Here is a 14,973-nt window from a genome sequence, read left to right on the forward strand (position 1 = left end):
CGCATGTGGCGAAGCCACGAGTCTCGAGGGCTGACAGCAGACGCTCAGAGGGCCGAACCCCGCGCGCGCCAGCGCGCCAATAAACACAGCACCTTGGCGGGTGAGGTCACCTCCTCACCTTGGCGAGCAAGGCCACCCGCCCCACCTTCGCGGGCAAGGCCACCCGCCCCACCTTCGCGAGCAAGGCCACCCGCCCCACCTTCGCGAGCAAGGCCACCCGCCCCACCTTCGCGAGCAAGGCCACCCGCCCCACCTTCGCGAGCAAGGCCACCCGCCCCACCTTGGCGGTCGAGGCCCACCCTTCCGATCACCTAACGCTTCGGCGAGGGAAGCAGTGCCAGCTGCCGGCTCTGCGCGACCAGTGCGCCGGTGGAGTCGACCACGATCTGGTCGGAGTCGAACATTCCGCCCCCGACCTCATGAGTCGTGGCGATTATGCGCAGCCAGCCCGGGGCGGGGCGGCGGCGGAGGTAGGTGGTCATCTGGACGGTCGGGGACCAGCCGAAATAACCGAGATTGGTCGGGACGGGTGGGCACATATCCGCGGCCATCATGGCGATATGGGACGAGATCTCGGGGTCGGCCTGATCGGCGGAGCGCGGCCGCAGCCACATCCGCAGGCGGGGTTCGCCGTGTTCTCCGTCGATGAACGGTGCCCATTCCCGGTCCAGGAACGTGTCCATACCGCGGGCCACGTGCACGATGCGGCCCATCGACGAACCTGGTTCGTAGCCGATGGCATCGGCGGGGGGTTCGACCGGGAGGTCGGTGTGCTCGGGTGAGTAGAGCGGCGGCCGGTCGGGTCCGTCGAGATGACCGAAGGTGAAGGCGGTGCGCACCAGCGGGCGGCCGCGCTGGATCAGCATCACATCCACCAGGCAGATCTGACGGCCGACCTTGCGGATGGTCACCTCGTAGAACACCTCACCCGGTTCCGGGGCGCCCAGGAAGTCGGTGCTGCCCGACAGCGGGGCCATACCGGCGCGGTCGGGTTCCACGGTACGTAGCCAGCGGGCCGCGGCGGCGGCGGATCCGGCGACCATGGTTCCGCCGTGCACTTTGGGTCCGATGGTCCAGATGTTGTCGATGACGCCGCGGTACCGGCCCGCTCCCGGCTCGTCGGCGGCGAGTTCGGTCAGGGCGCATACCCGACTGAACGGCGCGTCGGGATGCACCAGGCCGAGACCGGCGCTCGGCTCCGTCTCCGTCGTCATCGGTACTCCTCTTCGTCGGCCCCGTGGCCGTCACCGCGGGTTCGATGCTGCCGGTCCATATTGGTACACGGACGACTCAACGGCTCATTCGGGTTCTGCCCACGCCGGTACGGTGCGAGACCACCGGCATACGCGTGTCACTGTAGGTGCCCGCCGGCCACGATCCATGCACGATCACCGGGATTCGATCGGGCTGTGATCGGGTGGGGAGGTCACCGCGGGGTTCAGATGGGTGCGGGCGAAGGTGAGCGTTTTCTCCAGCATCGCCGACCGGGCCGCGGTGGTACGGGCTTCCTGGGTGTTGATCTCGGCTACCGCGTGTCCGGCGAAACCCGTGCGGACCAGCGTCTCGCACACCTGGGCGCACGGCTGCGACCCTTCACCCGGGATCAGATGTTCGTCGTGCGCCGCACCGCGGCCGTCGGCCAGATGCAGATGCACCAGACCCGGCCCCATCCGCTCGGCCAGCGCCAGCGCGTCGGTACCGGCGGTCGCGGTATGCGACAGATCGAGGGTGTAGTGGCGGAATCCGGTGTCGGTCGGATCGTAGGTGGGGCTGAACGCGGTCAGCGCAAGCCCCGGGCCGCCACGGCGTTCCAGGCGGCGGATATCCCCGGCGCCCCGCCCGAACAGGCGGTCGGCGCGCATCGGGAACATATTCTCCACCGCGACCGCGACCGCGCCGCCCTGTTCGAGCGCCCGCACCTGTTCGGCGAACCCCTCGGCGTAGCGCCGCTGCCACCGGAACGGCGGGTGCACCACCACGGTGTCCGCGCCGAGCGCCTCCGCCGTGCGCACACTGCGCTCCAGTTTGGCCGCCGGGTCCGCACCCCATACGCGCTGGGAGATGAGCAGGCACGGCGCATGGACCGCCAGGACCGGTACCGAATACTTGCGCGCGTATCCGCGCACGGTGGTGATGCTCTGGCTGGCCGGTTCGGCCCACACCATCAACTCCACACCGTCGTAACCGAGTTCGGCCGCGTACCGGAACGCGGCTTCGGTGTTCTGCGGATAGACAGATGCGGTGGACAGTCCTACCTTGACCGCACGCATCCGGCCACCGTCCCGCGACCCGGCCGCGGGAGATCTGCCTGCCATCGCTGCCTCGCTCAGCCCGTACTGAGTAGAAATGCCAACGGCCCCAGCGTCACGAACACGCCGACGACCACGGCGATCACGGTACTGAAGATATCGTCGGTACGGCGCAGGATCCGCACTAGTGCCACCAGTCCGAGGATCACGACCACCGCGAGCGCCAGCGCGGCCAGCGGCTGCATCTCCCACAGCTGCTCGAAACCTTTGAACAGCACCATCCCTACCAGGGCCGCGCCGACGCTCTGGACGCCGAGCATGATCCACTGTTTGCGGGGGTCGACGGGAGCATCGCTGTCCTCGGCACGCTCGCGTCCGGCGAGACGTTCGCGCGCCCCCGCGAATTTCCCGCCGGCGACGCCGAGCCTGCCGGTGAGTGCGGCGCGCCCGCGCGCAAGGCGGGATTCGGCCTCTTCCCGATCTTCGTAGCGATCGGGTTCCGGCGCGAAATCCGATTCGAAGTCGCCTGTTTCGGGTCCCCGATCGCGTGGCACGGGTCCGGAAACCGGCCGCATCGGCCCGTGTACATCCGTGGCGAACATATCGGTGGCGTAGCTGCCGGAATCACCGAATCCGGAACCGAAATCCGTGGGCCCGCCCGGATCGGGGAAACCGGGGTCGGCCGGGGCCGGATGCCCCTCGTGCCCACCCGGTCCACGGCCGGGCCGGTGCCATGGCTCTTCCCTCGAAGGTGCGTCGACGCCCGGCGGGCCGAACGGCGGCCGCTGATCCTGTTCGGCGACCGGCCACATCACCGTCGCCTGCTCGAACACCTGCTCTTCGGGCCGTGGCTGGTGATCGGGCCACGGCGCCGGTTCCGGCACCGGGCTGGCGCCCCGGCGGCGGCGCTCCAGCTTGGGCCGCGAATCCGGGGCCGGGCCGGGTTCCGGCGGCTGCCACGTCTCCGTCGGTGCCGCTCCGGGCGGACCCAGCCGGGGCGGGCCCGCCTCGAATCCGGGCGCCCGGTCCGGCCAGGACGGACCGGAATCCGGCCTGCCGAAATCCGGCGGCGCGGCGGGTGGCCCGTAGTCCGGGGACCCGAAGTCCGGGGCGAATCCGCCGAAATCACCTGGCCGGCCGTACTCCTCGGGAGCGGACTGCCGGGCCACCTCGGCGGCGGATTCCGCCGCGGCCGCGGCCTCGGCGGCCTCGGCGGCACGCCTGCGGGCGGCCCGGCCGCCGCCCGGTGTCGGGGGGCCGGGCTCCCAGGTTCGATTCGCCCCGGCGGATTCGTTGTCGAAGTCGTCATCCGGTTCGGCCCGGCGCCGGCGCCCCCCGGCGGAGCGGGAGGCGTCGTCCTCCGGCGGGGGCTGCTGCTCCGGCCAGGAACCCCCGGACGGATCGCCCAACCTGGCCGGCGCGTCACCGGCGCCCGGATCGGACCCGTACGGCGCGAGCGGGTTGTACACGCTGATCGGGCCGGACATGGGCGAGTAGTTCGGATCCGGCGCGGGATACGGGAGGTGTTCGCCCGCATATCCATCCGGCGCGTATCCGTCGGCGCCGGATGGTCCGGCGGCGTACTCCGCGGGCGGATCGTCGGTATCGGGCGCCGCGTGCGCCGACGCCCCGTTCTCGACGACCGGCAGGTCACCGCTCAGCTCCTCGACCGAGACACCCCGCCCGCCACGCCTCCTGCGCCCACCGCTCGCAGTCGGCTGCTGGCCGTTGCGGGCGAGTAGTTCGGCCACCGACAGCTGATTCGTATTCCTGCTCATGAAGGCACCGTTTCGATCGGTCCCGCCGACGCACTGCCGGGCGCGACACCGTTACCGGACGCGGTTGCCGGAGCGTTCGTTGTCAGAGGTCCACCATCCATATCGGTATCCAGTTTGCGCAGGATCAGCCCTTCGCGCAGCGCCCATGGACAAATTTCCAGCGTATCGAGGGAAAACGCACGCATGGCAGCCTCCGCGACCAGCGCCCCGGCGACCAACTGCTGGGACCGGTCGGCGCTGACTCCCTCGAGTTCGGCGCGATCGGCGGCGGTCATCCGGGAGATGAAAGCGATCAGCTGCCGCAGGCCCGAACCGGTGAGTGTCCGGCGCACCCGCGGCCCGGCGCCGGACGGCGCCGCACCGGTCAGCCGGGCCAGCGACCGGAAGGTCTTGGACGTTCCCACGGCCAGATCGGGCTTTCCGGCGTCGCCCAGCTGTTTGGCGGGGTCGACGAGCTCGGCGGTGAGCCAGTCGCGCAGGATGGCGATACGCCGTTTGCTCGGCGGATCCTCCGGTAGCCAGGCACGGGTGAGCCGGCCCGCGCCCAGTTGCAGCGAGAGCGCCACATCGGGTTCTTCGTCCACCCCACTGCTCACCTCGAGCGAGCCGCCGCCGATATCCAGATTGACGATCCGGCCCGCGCTCCAGCCGTACCAGCGGCGCACGGCCAGGAAGGTGAGGCGGGCCTCGTCCGCTCCGGCCAGCACCCGCAGGTCCACGCCCGTCTCGGTGCGCACCCGCTCCAGCACCGCCTCGGAGTTGGTGGCCTCACGCACGGCCGATGTCGCGAATGCCATGAGCTCGGCGCATCCGGAGGTCGCGGCCAGCCCGGCGAAATCGGCCACCGTATCCACCAGCTTCTGCTCGCCCTCGGCGGTGATCCGCCCGGCGTCATCCATGCTCTCGGAGAGCCGTAACGACTCCTTCGTAGAGCTCATCGGCATGGGATGGCCACCCCGATGCGCGTCCACCACCAGCAGGTGAACGGTGTTGCTTCCGACATCGAGGACACCTAGACGCACACGGACACGTTACTTGGTGAACCTGAACGCCGAGCGACCCGGTTGTGGTGTTAGCGTTGAGGGTTGTGACGTCAGGCGCAGCCGCGAACGACTCCGTCCCCGCTCCGACCGACCTTCCGATGCCGAAGATGCGGCCGAGCCGGGAAGTGCCACTCGACTTCCCTCGCGAGTGGCTGGAATTCGTGGACCCGGCCGACGACGAGCATCTGATCGCCGCGGACCTGACCTGGCTGCTCTCCTATTGGACCTGCGTGTTCGGCACCCCCGCCTGCCAGGGGATCCTCGCCGAGCAGCCGGACTCGGGCTGTTGTACGCACGGCGCCTTCCTCTCCGACGACGACGACCGCAAACGATTGCGCAAAGCGGTGAAACTGCTGTCCCCCGAGGACTGGCAGCTGATGGAGGTGGCCCGCGACGACCGCGGCAAGATCAGCCGCAAGTCCTACCTGGAGACCGACGACCTCGACGGCGAGCCGGCCGAACGCACCCGCCGTCACAACGACGCCTGCATCTTCCTGAACCGTCCGGATTTCCCGGGCGGTGCCGGATGCGCGCTGCACATCATGGCCATGCGCCGCGGACTCGAACCGCATACCGTCAAACCCGACGTGTGCTGGCAGCTGCCGATCCGCCGCACCCAGGAGTGGGTGACCCGCCCGGATGGGGTGCAGATCCTGCGGACCGTGATCACCGAGTACGACCGGCGCGGCTGGGGCCCGGGCGGCGAGGATCTCGACTGGTACTGCTCCGGATCTCCGGACGCCCATATCGGCGAGCGACCGGTCTGGCAGGCCTATCGCGCCGAGCTGATCGAACTCCTGGGCAAACCCGCCTACCGCGAGCTCGAACGCCAGTTACGCCGCCGCGAGGGCACCCCGTTTGCCGCCGAGCATCCCGCGACCACCCGCGCCCGGCGTACGGCCCGGGCGCGCCAACAGGGAAACCCGCCGCTGCCGGATAGAATTCTGGGACTCGAGCTGCGATAACAGGAGCGGAGCATGCTGCGGAGCCCCTGGATGAGATGGCCGGCCGGTTTCGCGGCGGCCCTGTTCGCTCTGGGCGTCGCCGGCGTCGTGACGAGTCCGGTCGCCGCCGCCCGGCCGGTCGCCGACCCCCATCAGTACTCCGACCGCACCGCCGAATTCGTCCCGCTCGGGCATCCGGACGCGCGGGTTGCCGCGGAATCGGGCAAGAAGCTGGTACTCAGCCCCTACGGCGCCCGCCGCAGTATCGTCTGCCGCGGTGACGGCGAGTCGATACCGCTCTATGACTGCGCCCAGGAGGACGGTCTGGGTCTCGGCTGGGCGCCACTGCACCGCACCGATACCCCGGTCGGCGAGGTCTGGATCTATTTCCCCTGATCCACACCCCGTCCGCGGCGCGCGGGTACTCCCGAGCGAGGGCCCTGGCTGGTTACGCCGCGCTGCCTCCGCCGACCCCGACTCGCTCAGGTTCTGCCGATTCGGCCCCAGCGCTCAGGCCTCGAGTTTGTATCCCAGACCGCGGACCGTGACCAGATGTTCCGGGCGGGCCGGATCGGCTTCGATCTTCGACCGCAGCCGTTTCACGTGGACATCGAGGGTTTTGGTATCGCCCACATAGTCGGCGCCCCAGACCCGGTCGATCAGCTGGCCGCGGGTGAGCACCCGGCCCGAATTCCGCAGCAGGTATTCGAGCAGGTCGAACTCCTTCAACGGCAGTGTCACCGGTTTACCGTTCACCAGGACCGTATGCCGGTCCACGTCCATACGTACCGGCCCCGCCTCCAGGACTCCGTTCTCGCTGCCGGAATCCAGTTCGTCACCCGCACCGCGGCGCAGCACCGCCCGGATCCGGGCGATCAGTTCCCGGGCCGAGTACGGCTTGGTGACGTAGTCGTCGGCGCCCAGCTCCAGACCGACCACCTTGTCGATCTCACTGTCCCGTGCTGTGACCATGATCACCGGCACCCCGCTGCGGGTGCGCAGCTGTTTACAGACGTCGGTGCCGCTCATCCCGGGCAGCATCAGGTCGAGCAGCACGATATCGGCGCCGGACCGGTCGAACTCGGCGAGCGCGGACGGGCCGTCGCCTACCACCGTGACCTCGAAACCTTCCTTGCGCAGCAGGAAGGCAAGCGGATCGGCCAGCGACTCCTCGTCCTCGACGATCAACACACTCGTCATCTGCGTGCCTCCACACCATTCGTTCGGCCCGGCCCGGAGGGGCGCGGGCTGGTTTCTCTTTTAGTCAGCACGGGCGGACCGGCACTGCTGCCGTCGGCCTCCTGATGCGCGGGTATGCGCAGGGTGAATGTCGAGCCGGTGCCGAGTTTGCTCCACAGGGTGATCTCACCGTTGTGGTTGGCGGCCACGTGCTTAACGATAGCCAGACCCAGTCCGGTACCACCGGTGGCACGGGAGCGCGCCTTGTCGGAGCGGAAGAATCGCTCGAACACGCGTTCCTGATCGTCCTTGGCGATGCCGATCCCGCGATCGGTGACCGCCATCGCGACATAGGCGCCGCGCACCGACCGGCTCACCGAGACATGGGAGCCGCGCGGTGAATAGGCGATGGCGTTCTCGACCAGGTTCGACAGCGCGGTGATCAGCAGCGTTTCATCGCCGAGGACTTCGAGCCCGCTCGGCCGGTCGGTGCTGACCGTGATCCCGGCGGCCTCCGCGGCGGTCCGGGACCGGTCCACGGCCTGATTGACGACCGTGTCCACATCGACGACCTCGAGCTCGGGCAGCTTCTCCGCGCCCTGTAGCCGCGACAGCGCGATGAGCTCGGTGACCATCTTTCCGAGACGGCTGGATTCGGCGAGCACCCGCTCACCGAAATGGCGGACCGCGTCCGGATCGTCTGCTGTTTCCAGCAGCGCCTCGGCCAGCAGGCTCATCGCACCGACCGGTGTCTTGAGCTCATGACTGACGTTGGCGACGAAATCGCGGCGCGTCGCCTCCATCCTGGCCTGTTCGGAATCGTCGTCGGCGAACAGCACCGTGAAACTGGTCTCCTCCGGCGACAGCGGCCGCGCCAGCCCCCGGACCGCGATCCGGCCCCGCCCCGGCGTGGGCTTGTCGGCAGTGAGATCGAACTCCGATGATTCGCCGCTGGCCAGCACTTTCTCCACCGCCGCCCAGGCCCGTTCGTCGAGCAGCCGGTCGCGGACCAATCCCAGCTCCTCGGCCCGTGGGTTCACCAGGACCACATCGCGGTACTCGTCCACCACGGCGATACCGCTTTCGGAGGCCAGCACGATCAGATCGAGTACCTGGGACATGGTCAGACCGGAGTCGGCCTGTCGCCGCTGCGCCGTGCGCGCGTTCACGTAGGGGATGAGAAGTCCACCGACGGCCAGTCCGACGACAGCCGCCAGGACTGCCAGCAAAACGGCCTGGGGAACGCTCACATCAAGAATCGTACGGTCGACTACAGGTAAACAAACCCGGGGTCGGTGAAGTTTCACGCAGGTCACGGGCGATTATTGCGGTGTTCGCCGGGCGTTTACTCGTTGTTCGGCACCGGATCGTTCCGACATCGGCCCCGGGCGTGTTCGCACCCGGAGCGCGACCGAACCCCGTTGCGTCTGGGACACAACGGGGTTCGCATCGGGAGCCGGTTACCCGCGCGTACTCACCAACCCGGGTTACCGCGCACCGGAAGGTTGACGAAACTCGGCCGGTTCGGGTCCAGCTGCACATGCTGCGGTTTCAGTCCGGTGTCGATCAGCATCGGGAGGGGCGGCACGCCCTTGGGCGGATTGCCCGCGTAGACGTCCACCCGCAGCCGGTGTCCCGGCTCCAGCCGCGCCTCGATCGCGGGGACCGCGATATCGAGCGTGGTGACCTCGCCGGGCACGGTCGGCCGCCGGTTCTCTATCGAGGTGTACGGGCGGGGGTCGGTGTAGTCGCCGTTGGCGGATCGGCTGCTGAGCGAATCGTCGATTTCCCGCAGGGACGCCATCAGCTGCCCCGACGACAGCACCCGCGACTGCCCGTCGGGCGCCACATCGTTGACCGTCACCGACCAGTAACCGTCGGCCGCGTCCTGCACGGTCTGCAGCTGCACCGCGATCGGCCCGGAGACGTCGACCGCCGCGGCGACCGGAGCGCTGGTGAAGGTCAGCCCGTTGGATTCCTGGATCCGGGAATCCGCACCGCAGGCGTTGACGATCGCGATGATCCCGGCGGTGGCCTGGCCGGCGTCGTTGGAGCAGATACCGGCGAGCCCGGGTGCCACGGTCAACCGCGCCGAACTGTCGGCGGCCGGTCCCAGCGAACCGTCGTGCACGCTGTGACCGCCTGTCCCGCTGGGCGCCGCGGACAGATACATCCGCCGGTACTCCGCGGCCTGGTCCGCGGGCGCACTCTCGCCGAACCCGTCCCGGGTCACCCAGCCCCCGCCCTGCTGCCGCAGCGTGACCGGACCATATGCGTCGATCCCGTTGTCGATCCCTTTCAGCCATTTGTCGAACCAGGCGCGCTGCAGCACGTCCAGGCGCGGTGGCAGGCCCGGCTTCCCCGATTCGCTACCCGAGTTGATGTGATAGGTATCACCCATGAGCAGCTGTTTCTGCCCGGCAGGCAGCGGGATCTGGTTGTAGATCTGCGACTCGGAATAGGTGAACAGATCGTGCCAGCCGCCGGTCACGAAGGTCGGCACCTCCACCTTCGCGGGATCGCCCAGCCAGGCCTGCCGGTCCGGGCTGCCGTCGCGGATCATCGCCTGCAATCGCGGATCCAGATCCTCGATTCGCGGCGTGGTGTAGGCGTTGAGGAAGACATCGAGATAGGTGAACGGCGAGGACAGCCGATCGTGCAGCCACTGCTGATCGAATGTCCCGGTAACCATCGACTGCACATCCGGCATCCATTTGGTCGCGTTGATCAGCGACATCCACAGCGGAATGAAGTTGAATCCGAAGCCGCCCCCGGGCATGAGCACATCCTGGGTGAGGTCGCTGCCGGGTACCACCGGGAACAGGGCCTTCAGCGCGGGCGGATGCTGTTCGGCGGCCTGCAGCTGGTTGATGCCGGAGTACGACATCCCGGTCATCCCGACCTGCCCGTCGGACCACGCCTGCCGCGACGCCCAGTCGATCACCTCCACGGTGTCCTGCTGTTCGCGCTGCCGCAACATGTCCCAGACGCCCTGGGAGAACCCGGTCCCGCGGACATCCACCACGACCTGCACATAGCCGCTCTTCACCAGCTGCCGGTCCACGGCGAAGTTGCGTAGCGCGCCGCCGCCGAGGGCCTTGGTGAGGTCGGTCAGGCCGGACAGCGGTGTCCCGGTCATATCGATATCGCGGGCCAGTTGACTCACCGCATCGGAGATACCGGGCACCGAACCCATATGGTCGACCAGGTTCGACGCCAGTTTCGTGTAGGGCGTCATATTGACCAGCACCGGAGTGTGGGTGTCGATGGGCCGGGAGGCGGCATCGGCGGGCCGGTAGATATTGGCCTTCAGTACCGTGCCGTCGCTCATGGTGATCGGCACATCCCAGGTGATGTGGATGTTCGGATACTGCTGCGGCCCGTCGTGGGTCGCGGCCCACTGCGCGCCGGCCGCTCCCCCGTCGGGACCGGAGGCCACCGGCGCCGCGGCGGCGCTGCTACCCAGCATCGGCGCCAGCAGCACCGCGGCGGCCATTGCCACTGTGGCGCGAAGCATAATTCTCATCGGCCGTGATCCATCTCTCGGACTGGTCGGACGATCGAGAGCATACACAGTGTTACCAGCGGGTAACGAGAAATCGGCGGGCGGGGCGCACCTGTCCGAATTCAGCGGCGGAATCAGGGAATTCACCACAAATGAATGGATTCCGCGTAGTGACGGATCACAATTACGCGGCGGCGCCATCCGCGCCCGTACCCGGATTTTCCAGCGCCGCAACCCGTTACGGGCTGCGGCGCCTCGGCATTCCGGGCTACCGGCCGCCCTGGTTGGCGACCGCGGCCGCGCCCGCGGCGGCGGCCTCCGGATCCAGGTACTCCCGCGGACGGACCGGGCGCAGATCATCATCCAGCTCATATCGCAGCGGAATCCCGGTCGGAATATTCAAACCGGCGATATCGTCGTCGGAAATTCCGTCCAGGTGTTTGACCAGCGCCCGCAGCGAATTACCGTGCGCCGCCACCAGAACGGTCTTACCGGTCAGCAATTCCCGTGAGATCGTCGACTCCCAATAGGGCACCATCCGGTTCACCACATCGAGCAGGCATTCCGTACGCGGAACCTCGATATCCGCGTAGCGCGGGTCGCCTTCCTGGCTGTATTCGTCGCCCAGGTCGATCTGCGGTGGCGGGGTGTCGTAACTGCGGCGCCACAGCATGAACTGATCCTCGCCGTACTCGTCGCGGATCTGCGCCTTGTTCTTACCCTGCAGCGCGCCGTAGTGCCGCTCATTGAGCCGCCAATCCCGGACCACCGGAATCCAGTGCCGGTCGGCGGCGTCCAGCGCGATATTCGCCGTCATGATGGCGCGGCGCAGCAGCGACGTATAGACCAGATCGGGCAGGATGCCGTGCTCCGCCAGCAGTTCACCGGCCCGTTTACCCTCGGCGACACCCTTATCGGTGAGATGCACGTCCACCCAGCCGGTGAACAGATTCAGGGCGTTCCATTCGCTCTCGCCGTGGCGCAGCAAAACGAGGGTGTAGGTCATGCCGGTCATCCTGCCATGAGCGCGTGGCGCGCCGTGCGCGTGCCCGGACCGGCCGATCCGCCTGATGGGAGGCACCGGCTACCGGCCCCGGCGGGCGGCCGGCCGTCCGGAGGGTGCGACCTTCGAGGCACCTTCGGTGGGGGTGAGCCGCCTCAGGCGGCGTCGGTGACCGGACGCGGCCGTCTACGGCCCGCCGGGCTCCGCGAGGGCGAGCGGGTCGATCGGCGACCGGGCGAGCACGGCGGCACCGACGAGCGTGGCTCCGTCGTCGAGCCGGGACAGTTCCACCCGCAGACCGCGCAGAAAGGTCAGCTTCGCGTGCCGGCCGACCGATTCCCGCAACGGACGCCACAGCGGGTCACCCGAATGCGCGAACCCGCCGCCGACGACCACGGTGTCCACATCCAGCAGTGCGGCCGCCGAACAGATCGCCTGGCCGAGCGCGGTCCCGGCGCGCGCCAGCGCCGCCGTGGCGATCGGATCGCCGGTGCGGGCCGCCGCCGCCAGTTCGGCGCCGGTCTTCCCGCGCCAGCCCTGTGCCCGGGCCCAGCGCGCCGACGACATCCCACTCGCGACCGCTTCGACGCACCCCACCCCACCGCAGGCACACGGCACCTCCCACCCCGGCACAACGATATGGCCGATATGCCCGGCATTGCCGGTGCGTCCCAGCGATACCCGGCCGTCCACCAGGATCCCGCCGCCGATGCCCGACGAGACGGTCATCGCCAGTCCGTTACGTATCCCCCGGAACGCCCCCGATTGCTGTTCCGCGAGCGCAAGGCACGCACCGTCGATGGCGAAACGCACTACCGCGGTGGGGAAAAGCTCTTCGACGGCCGCCACGATCGGAAACCCGGCACGCCACTCCGGAATATTGAGCGGAGCCGTCACTCCGCCCGGTGTATCCACCGGGCCCGCCGATCCGATCCCGACCGCGGTCACCGCGGACCCGCCGGCCACCTCGAGCAGCAGGCGCCGGCATTCCGGCCACACCTCCCGCGCCGGCACCGCGGTCCGGCACACCCCGTACACCCGCCCCGTCTCGTCGACGAGACCCGCGGCGAACTTCGTCGCCCCGATATCCAGCGCCAGAACCGCCACCGACTCCTCCAAGGATCGCTTCGCGCCCCCGATTCTCGAACTCACCACACTCGACGGCAAACTCGACGACCTCCGCCACCGGCACGCGGAATTACTGCACCTCATCGACCGGGTGGGATCGTCGATGCGGCGCGTCGAGCATGCGACTCAGCCGGCGTCGGAGGAATCCACCAGATGCTCGAACGCGCGCAGATTCTTCAGCGATTCGCCCCGGGACACCCGCCACTTCCATTCCCGGCGAATGGATTCGGCGAATCCGAGCTCGAGCAGGGTGTTGAAATCGCCGTCCACGGCTTCGAGGATCTGGCCGAAGATGCGGTCCAGTTCGTCGGCGGTCACCGCATGGGTGGCCGCCCGGCCCACCAGATAGATATCGCCCACCTTGTCGAGGGTGTAGGCAACGCCGTAGAGCCGGCGGTTACGGCGCAGCAGGTACTTGTAGACGCCCTCGAAATTCTCGTCGGGTTTGCGGCAGACGAACGATTCGAAACGCACCCCGTGCCCGCCCACCGTGAGCATCACGTTCGTTTTCAGCTTCCGCTCACCCGGCAGCACGGCGACGAACACATCGTCACCGGTCCGGGTGTATTCGATCTCGCGATCCCGCAGCGTCTCCTCGACGACCCGAGCGGTGTCCGGCACCTCGCTCATCTGCGCACTCCCGTCCGGCGCCGCCACAGCGCCCGCGATCTGGCCTGGCTCTCGCCGAGGATAGCCGGACCGCGACCGTAGTCGGACAACGCGGCGGTATAGCTGGCGAGCAGCTTCTCCGCGGTATGCGCCCAGGAGAAACCGGCGGCGTGCGCCACCGCGTGCTCACCCAGCACCCGCAACCGCGCCGGGTCATCGAGCAGATATTCCAGCGCGCCGGCCCAATCGGGCGTGCGATGACCGGCCACCAGCAGCCCGCTGTGCTCGTGCCGCACCGCGGTACCCAAACCGCCGACCGCGGCCGCCAGCACCGGCGTACCGCTGGCCTGCGCCTCCAGCGCGACCAGACCGAACGATTCGTTGTAGCTGGGTACCGCTACCAGATCCGCGGCCCGATACACCTGCACCAGCCGGTCGGGCGGTTGCGGCGGCAGGAAGGTGACCTGATCGCCGATCCCGAGTTCGGCCGCCAATTCGATGAGCGCATCCGGACGTTCGAGCCCGGTCCCCGAGGGACCGCCGACGATCAACGCCCGCAGCCGCCGCCCCGGCCGCCTCCGCACCGCCTCCGCGACCGCCCGCACCAGCACATCCGGCGCCTTCAACGGCTGGATCCGGCCCACGAACGCCACGATCTCCTCGTCCGCGGCCAGCCCCAGCTCGGCGCGCGCCCGCAGCCGGTCCCCCGGCCGGTAACGGTTCAGGTCCGCACCCGGTGGGACGATATCGATCCGATCCGGCAGCGCACCGTACAGTTCCACCAGCTGCCGGGCCTCCCGCGTGGTGTTCGCAGTGAGCCGATCGGCCTCCGCGATCACCTGCTTCTCACCGATCTCACGGGTCGCGGGTTCCGGGGAATCCCCCTCGGCCAGCGCGGCGTTCTTCACCGCGGCCAGCGTATGAGCGGTATGCACCAGCGGCACCCGCCAGCGGTCCCGCGCCAGCCAGCCCACCTGGCCGGAGAGCCAGTAGTGCGAATGGATCAGGTCGTAGTAGCCCGGCAGATGACGGGCCTCCTGCCGCAGCACCTCGGCCGTGAACGGGCACAGCTGGGTCGGCAGATCGTGCTTGTCCAGACCCTCGAACGGCCCGGCCACCACATTGCGCACCAGCACCCCCGGCGCGGCCTCCTGCACGGGCGGCAGATTCGAGGAAGTCGCGCGGGTGAAGATCTCGACCTCGGTCCCACGCCGGGCCAGCTGTTCGGCGGTCTGCAGCACATAAACGTTCATCCCACCTGCGTCCCCCGTGCCCGGCTGGGCCAGTGGTGAGGTGTGCACCGTCAGCACGGCGATTCGGTTCGGCCGGCGGTCCGGGCGTTGACTCACGATGTCCATACTGCACGGTGCAACGCGGCGGCCCGGCGGCTCCTTCCCGAGTGGTGAAAGTGATCACAGTAATTTTGGAGGCGCTCCGCGCCTCGAGGGTGGGCGGTAATTTTGGAGCGGCTCCGCCGCTCGAGGGTGGGGCCCTATTAACCCGGTTCTTCACTCCCGCCGGTCAGTCGCTGCGCT

The 14,973-nt window shown here is 68.8% G+C and carries 14 protein-coding genes; 2 read left to right on the forward strand and 12 right to left on the reverse strand.

What is annotated here, in order from left to right:
- Window positions 1-106: 106 nt before the first annotated feature.
- From AB0F41_RS30315 to AB0F41_RS30335, 5 genes are all read right to left on the reverse strand, one after another.
- Window positions 107-271, reverse strand: a complete 165-nt coding sequence (locus AB0F41_RS30315; protein ID WP_357429794.1) for a hypothetical protein — start codon at window positions 269-271, stop codon at window positions 107-109.
- 40 nt (window positions 272-311) lie between these two features.
- Window positions 312-1,214 (reverse strand): thioesterase family protein, encoded by a 903-nt coding sequence (locus AB0F41_RS30320; protein WP_357429795.1) that lies wholly within the window; start codon window positions 1,212-1,214, stop codon window positions 312-314.
- 174 nt (window positions 1,215-1,388) lie between these two features.
- Entirely contained in the window at window positions 1,389-2,270 is an 882-nt protein-coding gene (locus AB0F41_RS30325) for a sugar phosphate isomerase/epimerase (protein ID WP_357429797.1), read from the reverse strand.
- A 56-nt stretch (window positions 2,271-2,326) separates the two neighbouring features.
- Complete coding sequence (locus AB0F41_RS30330; protein ID WP_357429799.1) at window positions 2,327-4,027, reverse strand: hypothetical protein; 1,701 nt, start codon at window positions 4,025-4,027, stop codon at window positions 2,327-2,329.
- A complete protein-coding gene (locus tag AB0F41_RS30335) occupies window positions 4,024-5,049 on the reverse strand; it encodes a Ppx/GppA phosphatase family protein (protein WP_357429801.1) in 1,026 nt (341 codons plus the stop codon). Before AB0F41_RS30335 ends, AB0F41_RS30330 begins: the two co-directional genes overlap by 4 nt.
- Before the next feature lie 128 nt (window positions 5,050-5,177).
- Between AB0F41_RS30335 and AB0F41_RS30340 the strand changes: the two genes are divergently transcribed.
- Together AB0F41_RS30340 and AB0F41_RS30345 are read left to right on the forward strand one after the other, a co-directional pair.
- On the forward strand, window positions 5,178-6,035 hold the full coding sequence (locus AB0F41_RS30340) for a hypothetical protein (RefSeq protein WP_357429816.1): 858 nt from the start codon (window positions 5,178-5,180) through the stop codon (window positions 6,033-6,035).
- 30 nt (window positions 6,036-6,065) lie between these two features.
- A complete protein-coding gene (locus AB0F41_RS30345; protein WP_357429803.1) occupies window positions 6,066-6,410 on the forward strand; it encodes a hypothetical protein in 345 nt (114 codons plus the stop codon).
- Window positions 6,411-6,524: 114 nt separating this feature from the next.
- On the opposite strand, the gene AB0F41_RS30350 is transcribed toward AB0F41_RS30345, so the two are convergent.
- From AB0F41_RS30350 to mshA, 7 genes are all read right to left on the reverse strand, one after another.
- On the reverse strand, window positions 6,525-7,214 hold the full coding sequence (locus AB0F41_RS30350) for a response regulator transcription factor (RefSeq protein WP_039826973.1): 690 nt from the start codon (window positions 7,212-7,214) through the stop codon (window positions 6,525-6,527).
- Window positions 7,211-8,443 carry an ATP-binding protein gene (locus AB0F41_RS30355; RefSeq protein WP_357429805.1) on the reverse strand — a complete coding sequence of 411 codons (1,233 nt, stop codon included), beginning with the start codon at window positions 8,441-8,443 and terminating at the stop codon, window positions 7,211-7,213. Before AB0F41_RS30355 ends, AB0F41_RS30350 begins: the two co-directional genes overlap by 4 nt.
- A 224-nt stretch (window positions 8,444-8,667) precedes the next feature.
- Window positions 8,668-10,719 (reverse strand): CocE/NonD family hydrolase, encoded by a 2,052-nt coding sequence (locus AB0F41_RS30360; RefSeq protein WP_357429807.1) that lies wholly within the window; start codon window positions 10,717-10,719, stop codon window positions 8,668-8,670.
- Between the two features lie 247 nt (window positions 10,720-10,966).
- On the reverse strand, window positions 10,967-11,713 hold the full coding sequence (locus AB0F41_RS30365) for a phosphoglyceromutase (protein WP_357429809.1): 747 nt from the start codon (window positions 11,711-11,713) through the stop codon (window positions 10,967-10,969).
- A gap of 174 nt (window positions 11,714-11,887) precedes the next feature.
- A complete protein-coding gene (locus AB0F41_RS30370; RefSeq protein ID WP_357429811.1) occupies window positions 11,888-12,808 on the reverse strand; it encodes an ROK family protein in 921 nt (306 codons plus the stop codon).
- Window positions 12,809-12,955: 147 nt separating this feature from the next.
- A complete protein-coding gene (locus tag AB0F41_RS30375; protein ID WP_357429813.1) occupies window positions 12,956-13,459 on the reverse strand; it encodes a YbjN domain-containing protein in 504 nt (167 codons plus the stop codon).
- Window positions 13,456-14,796: a D-inositol-3-phosphate glycosyltransferase gene (gene mshA, locus AB0F41_RS30380; protein ID WP_357429814.1), complete on the reverse strand. Its 1,341-nt coding sequence runs from the start codon at window positions 14,794-14,796 to the stop codon at window positions 13,456-13,458. The genes AB0F41_RS30375 and mshA overlap by 4 nt, the downstream gene beginning before the upstream one ends.
- Between the last annotated feature and the right edge of the window lie 177 nt (window positions 14,797-14,973).

Source organism: Nocardia sp. NPDC024068 (assembly GCF_040638875.1).
GTDB lineage: Bacteria > Actinomycetota > Actinomycetes > Mycobacteriales > Mycobacteriaceae > Nocardia.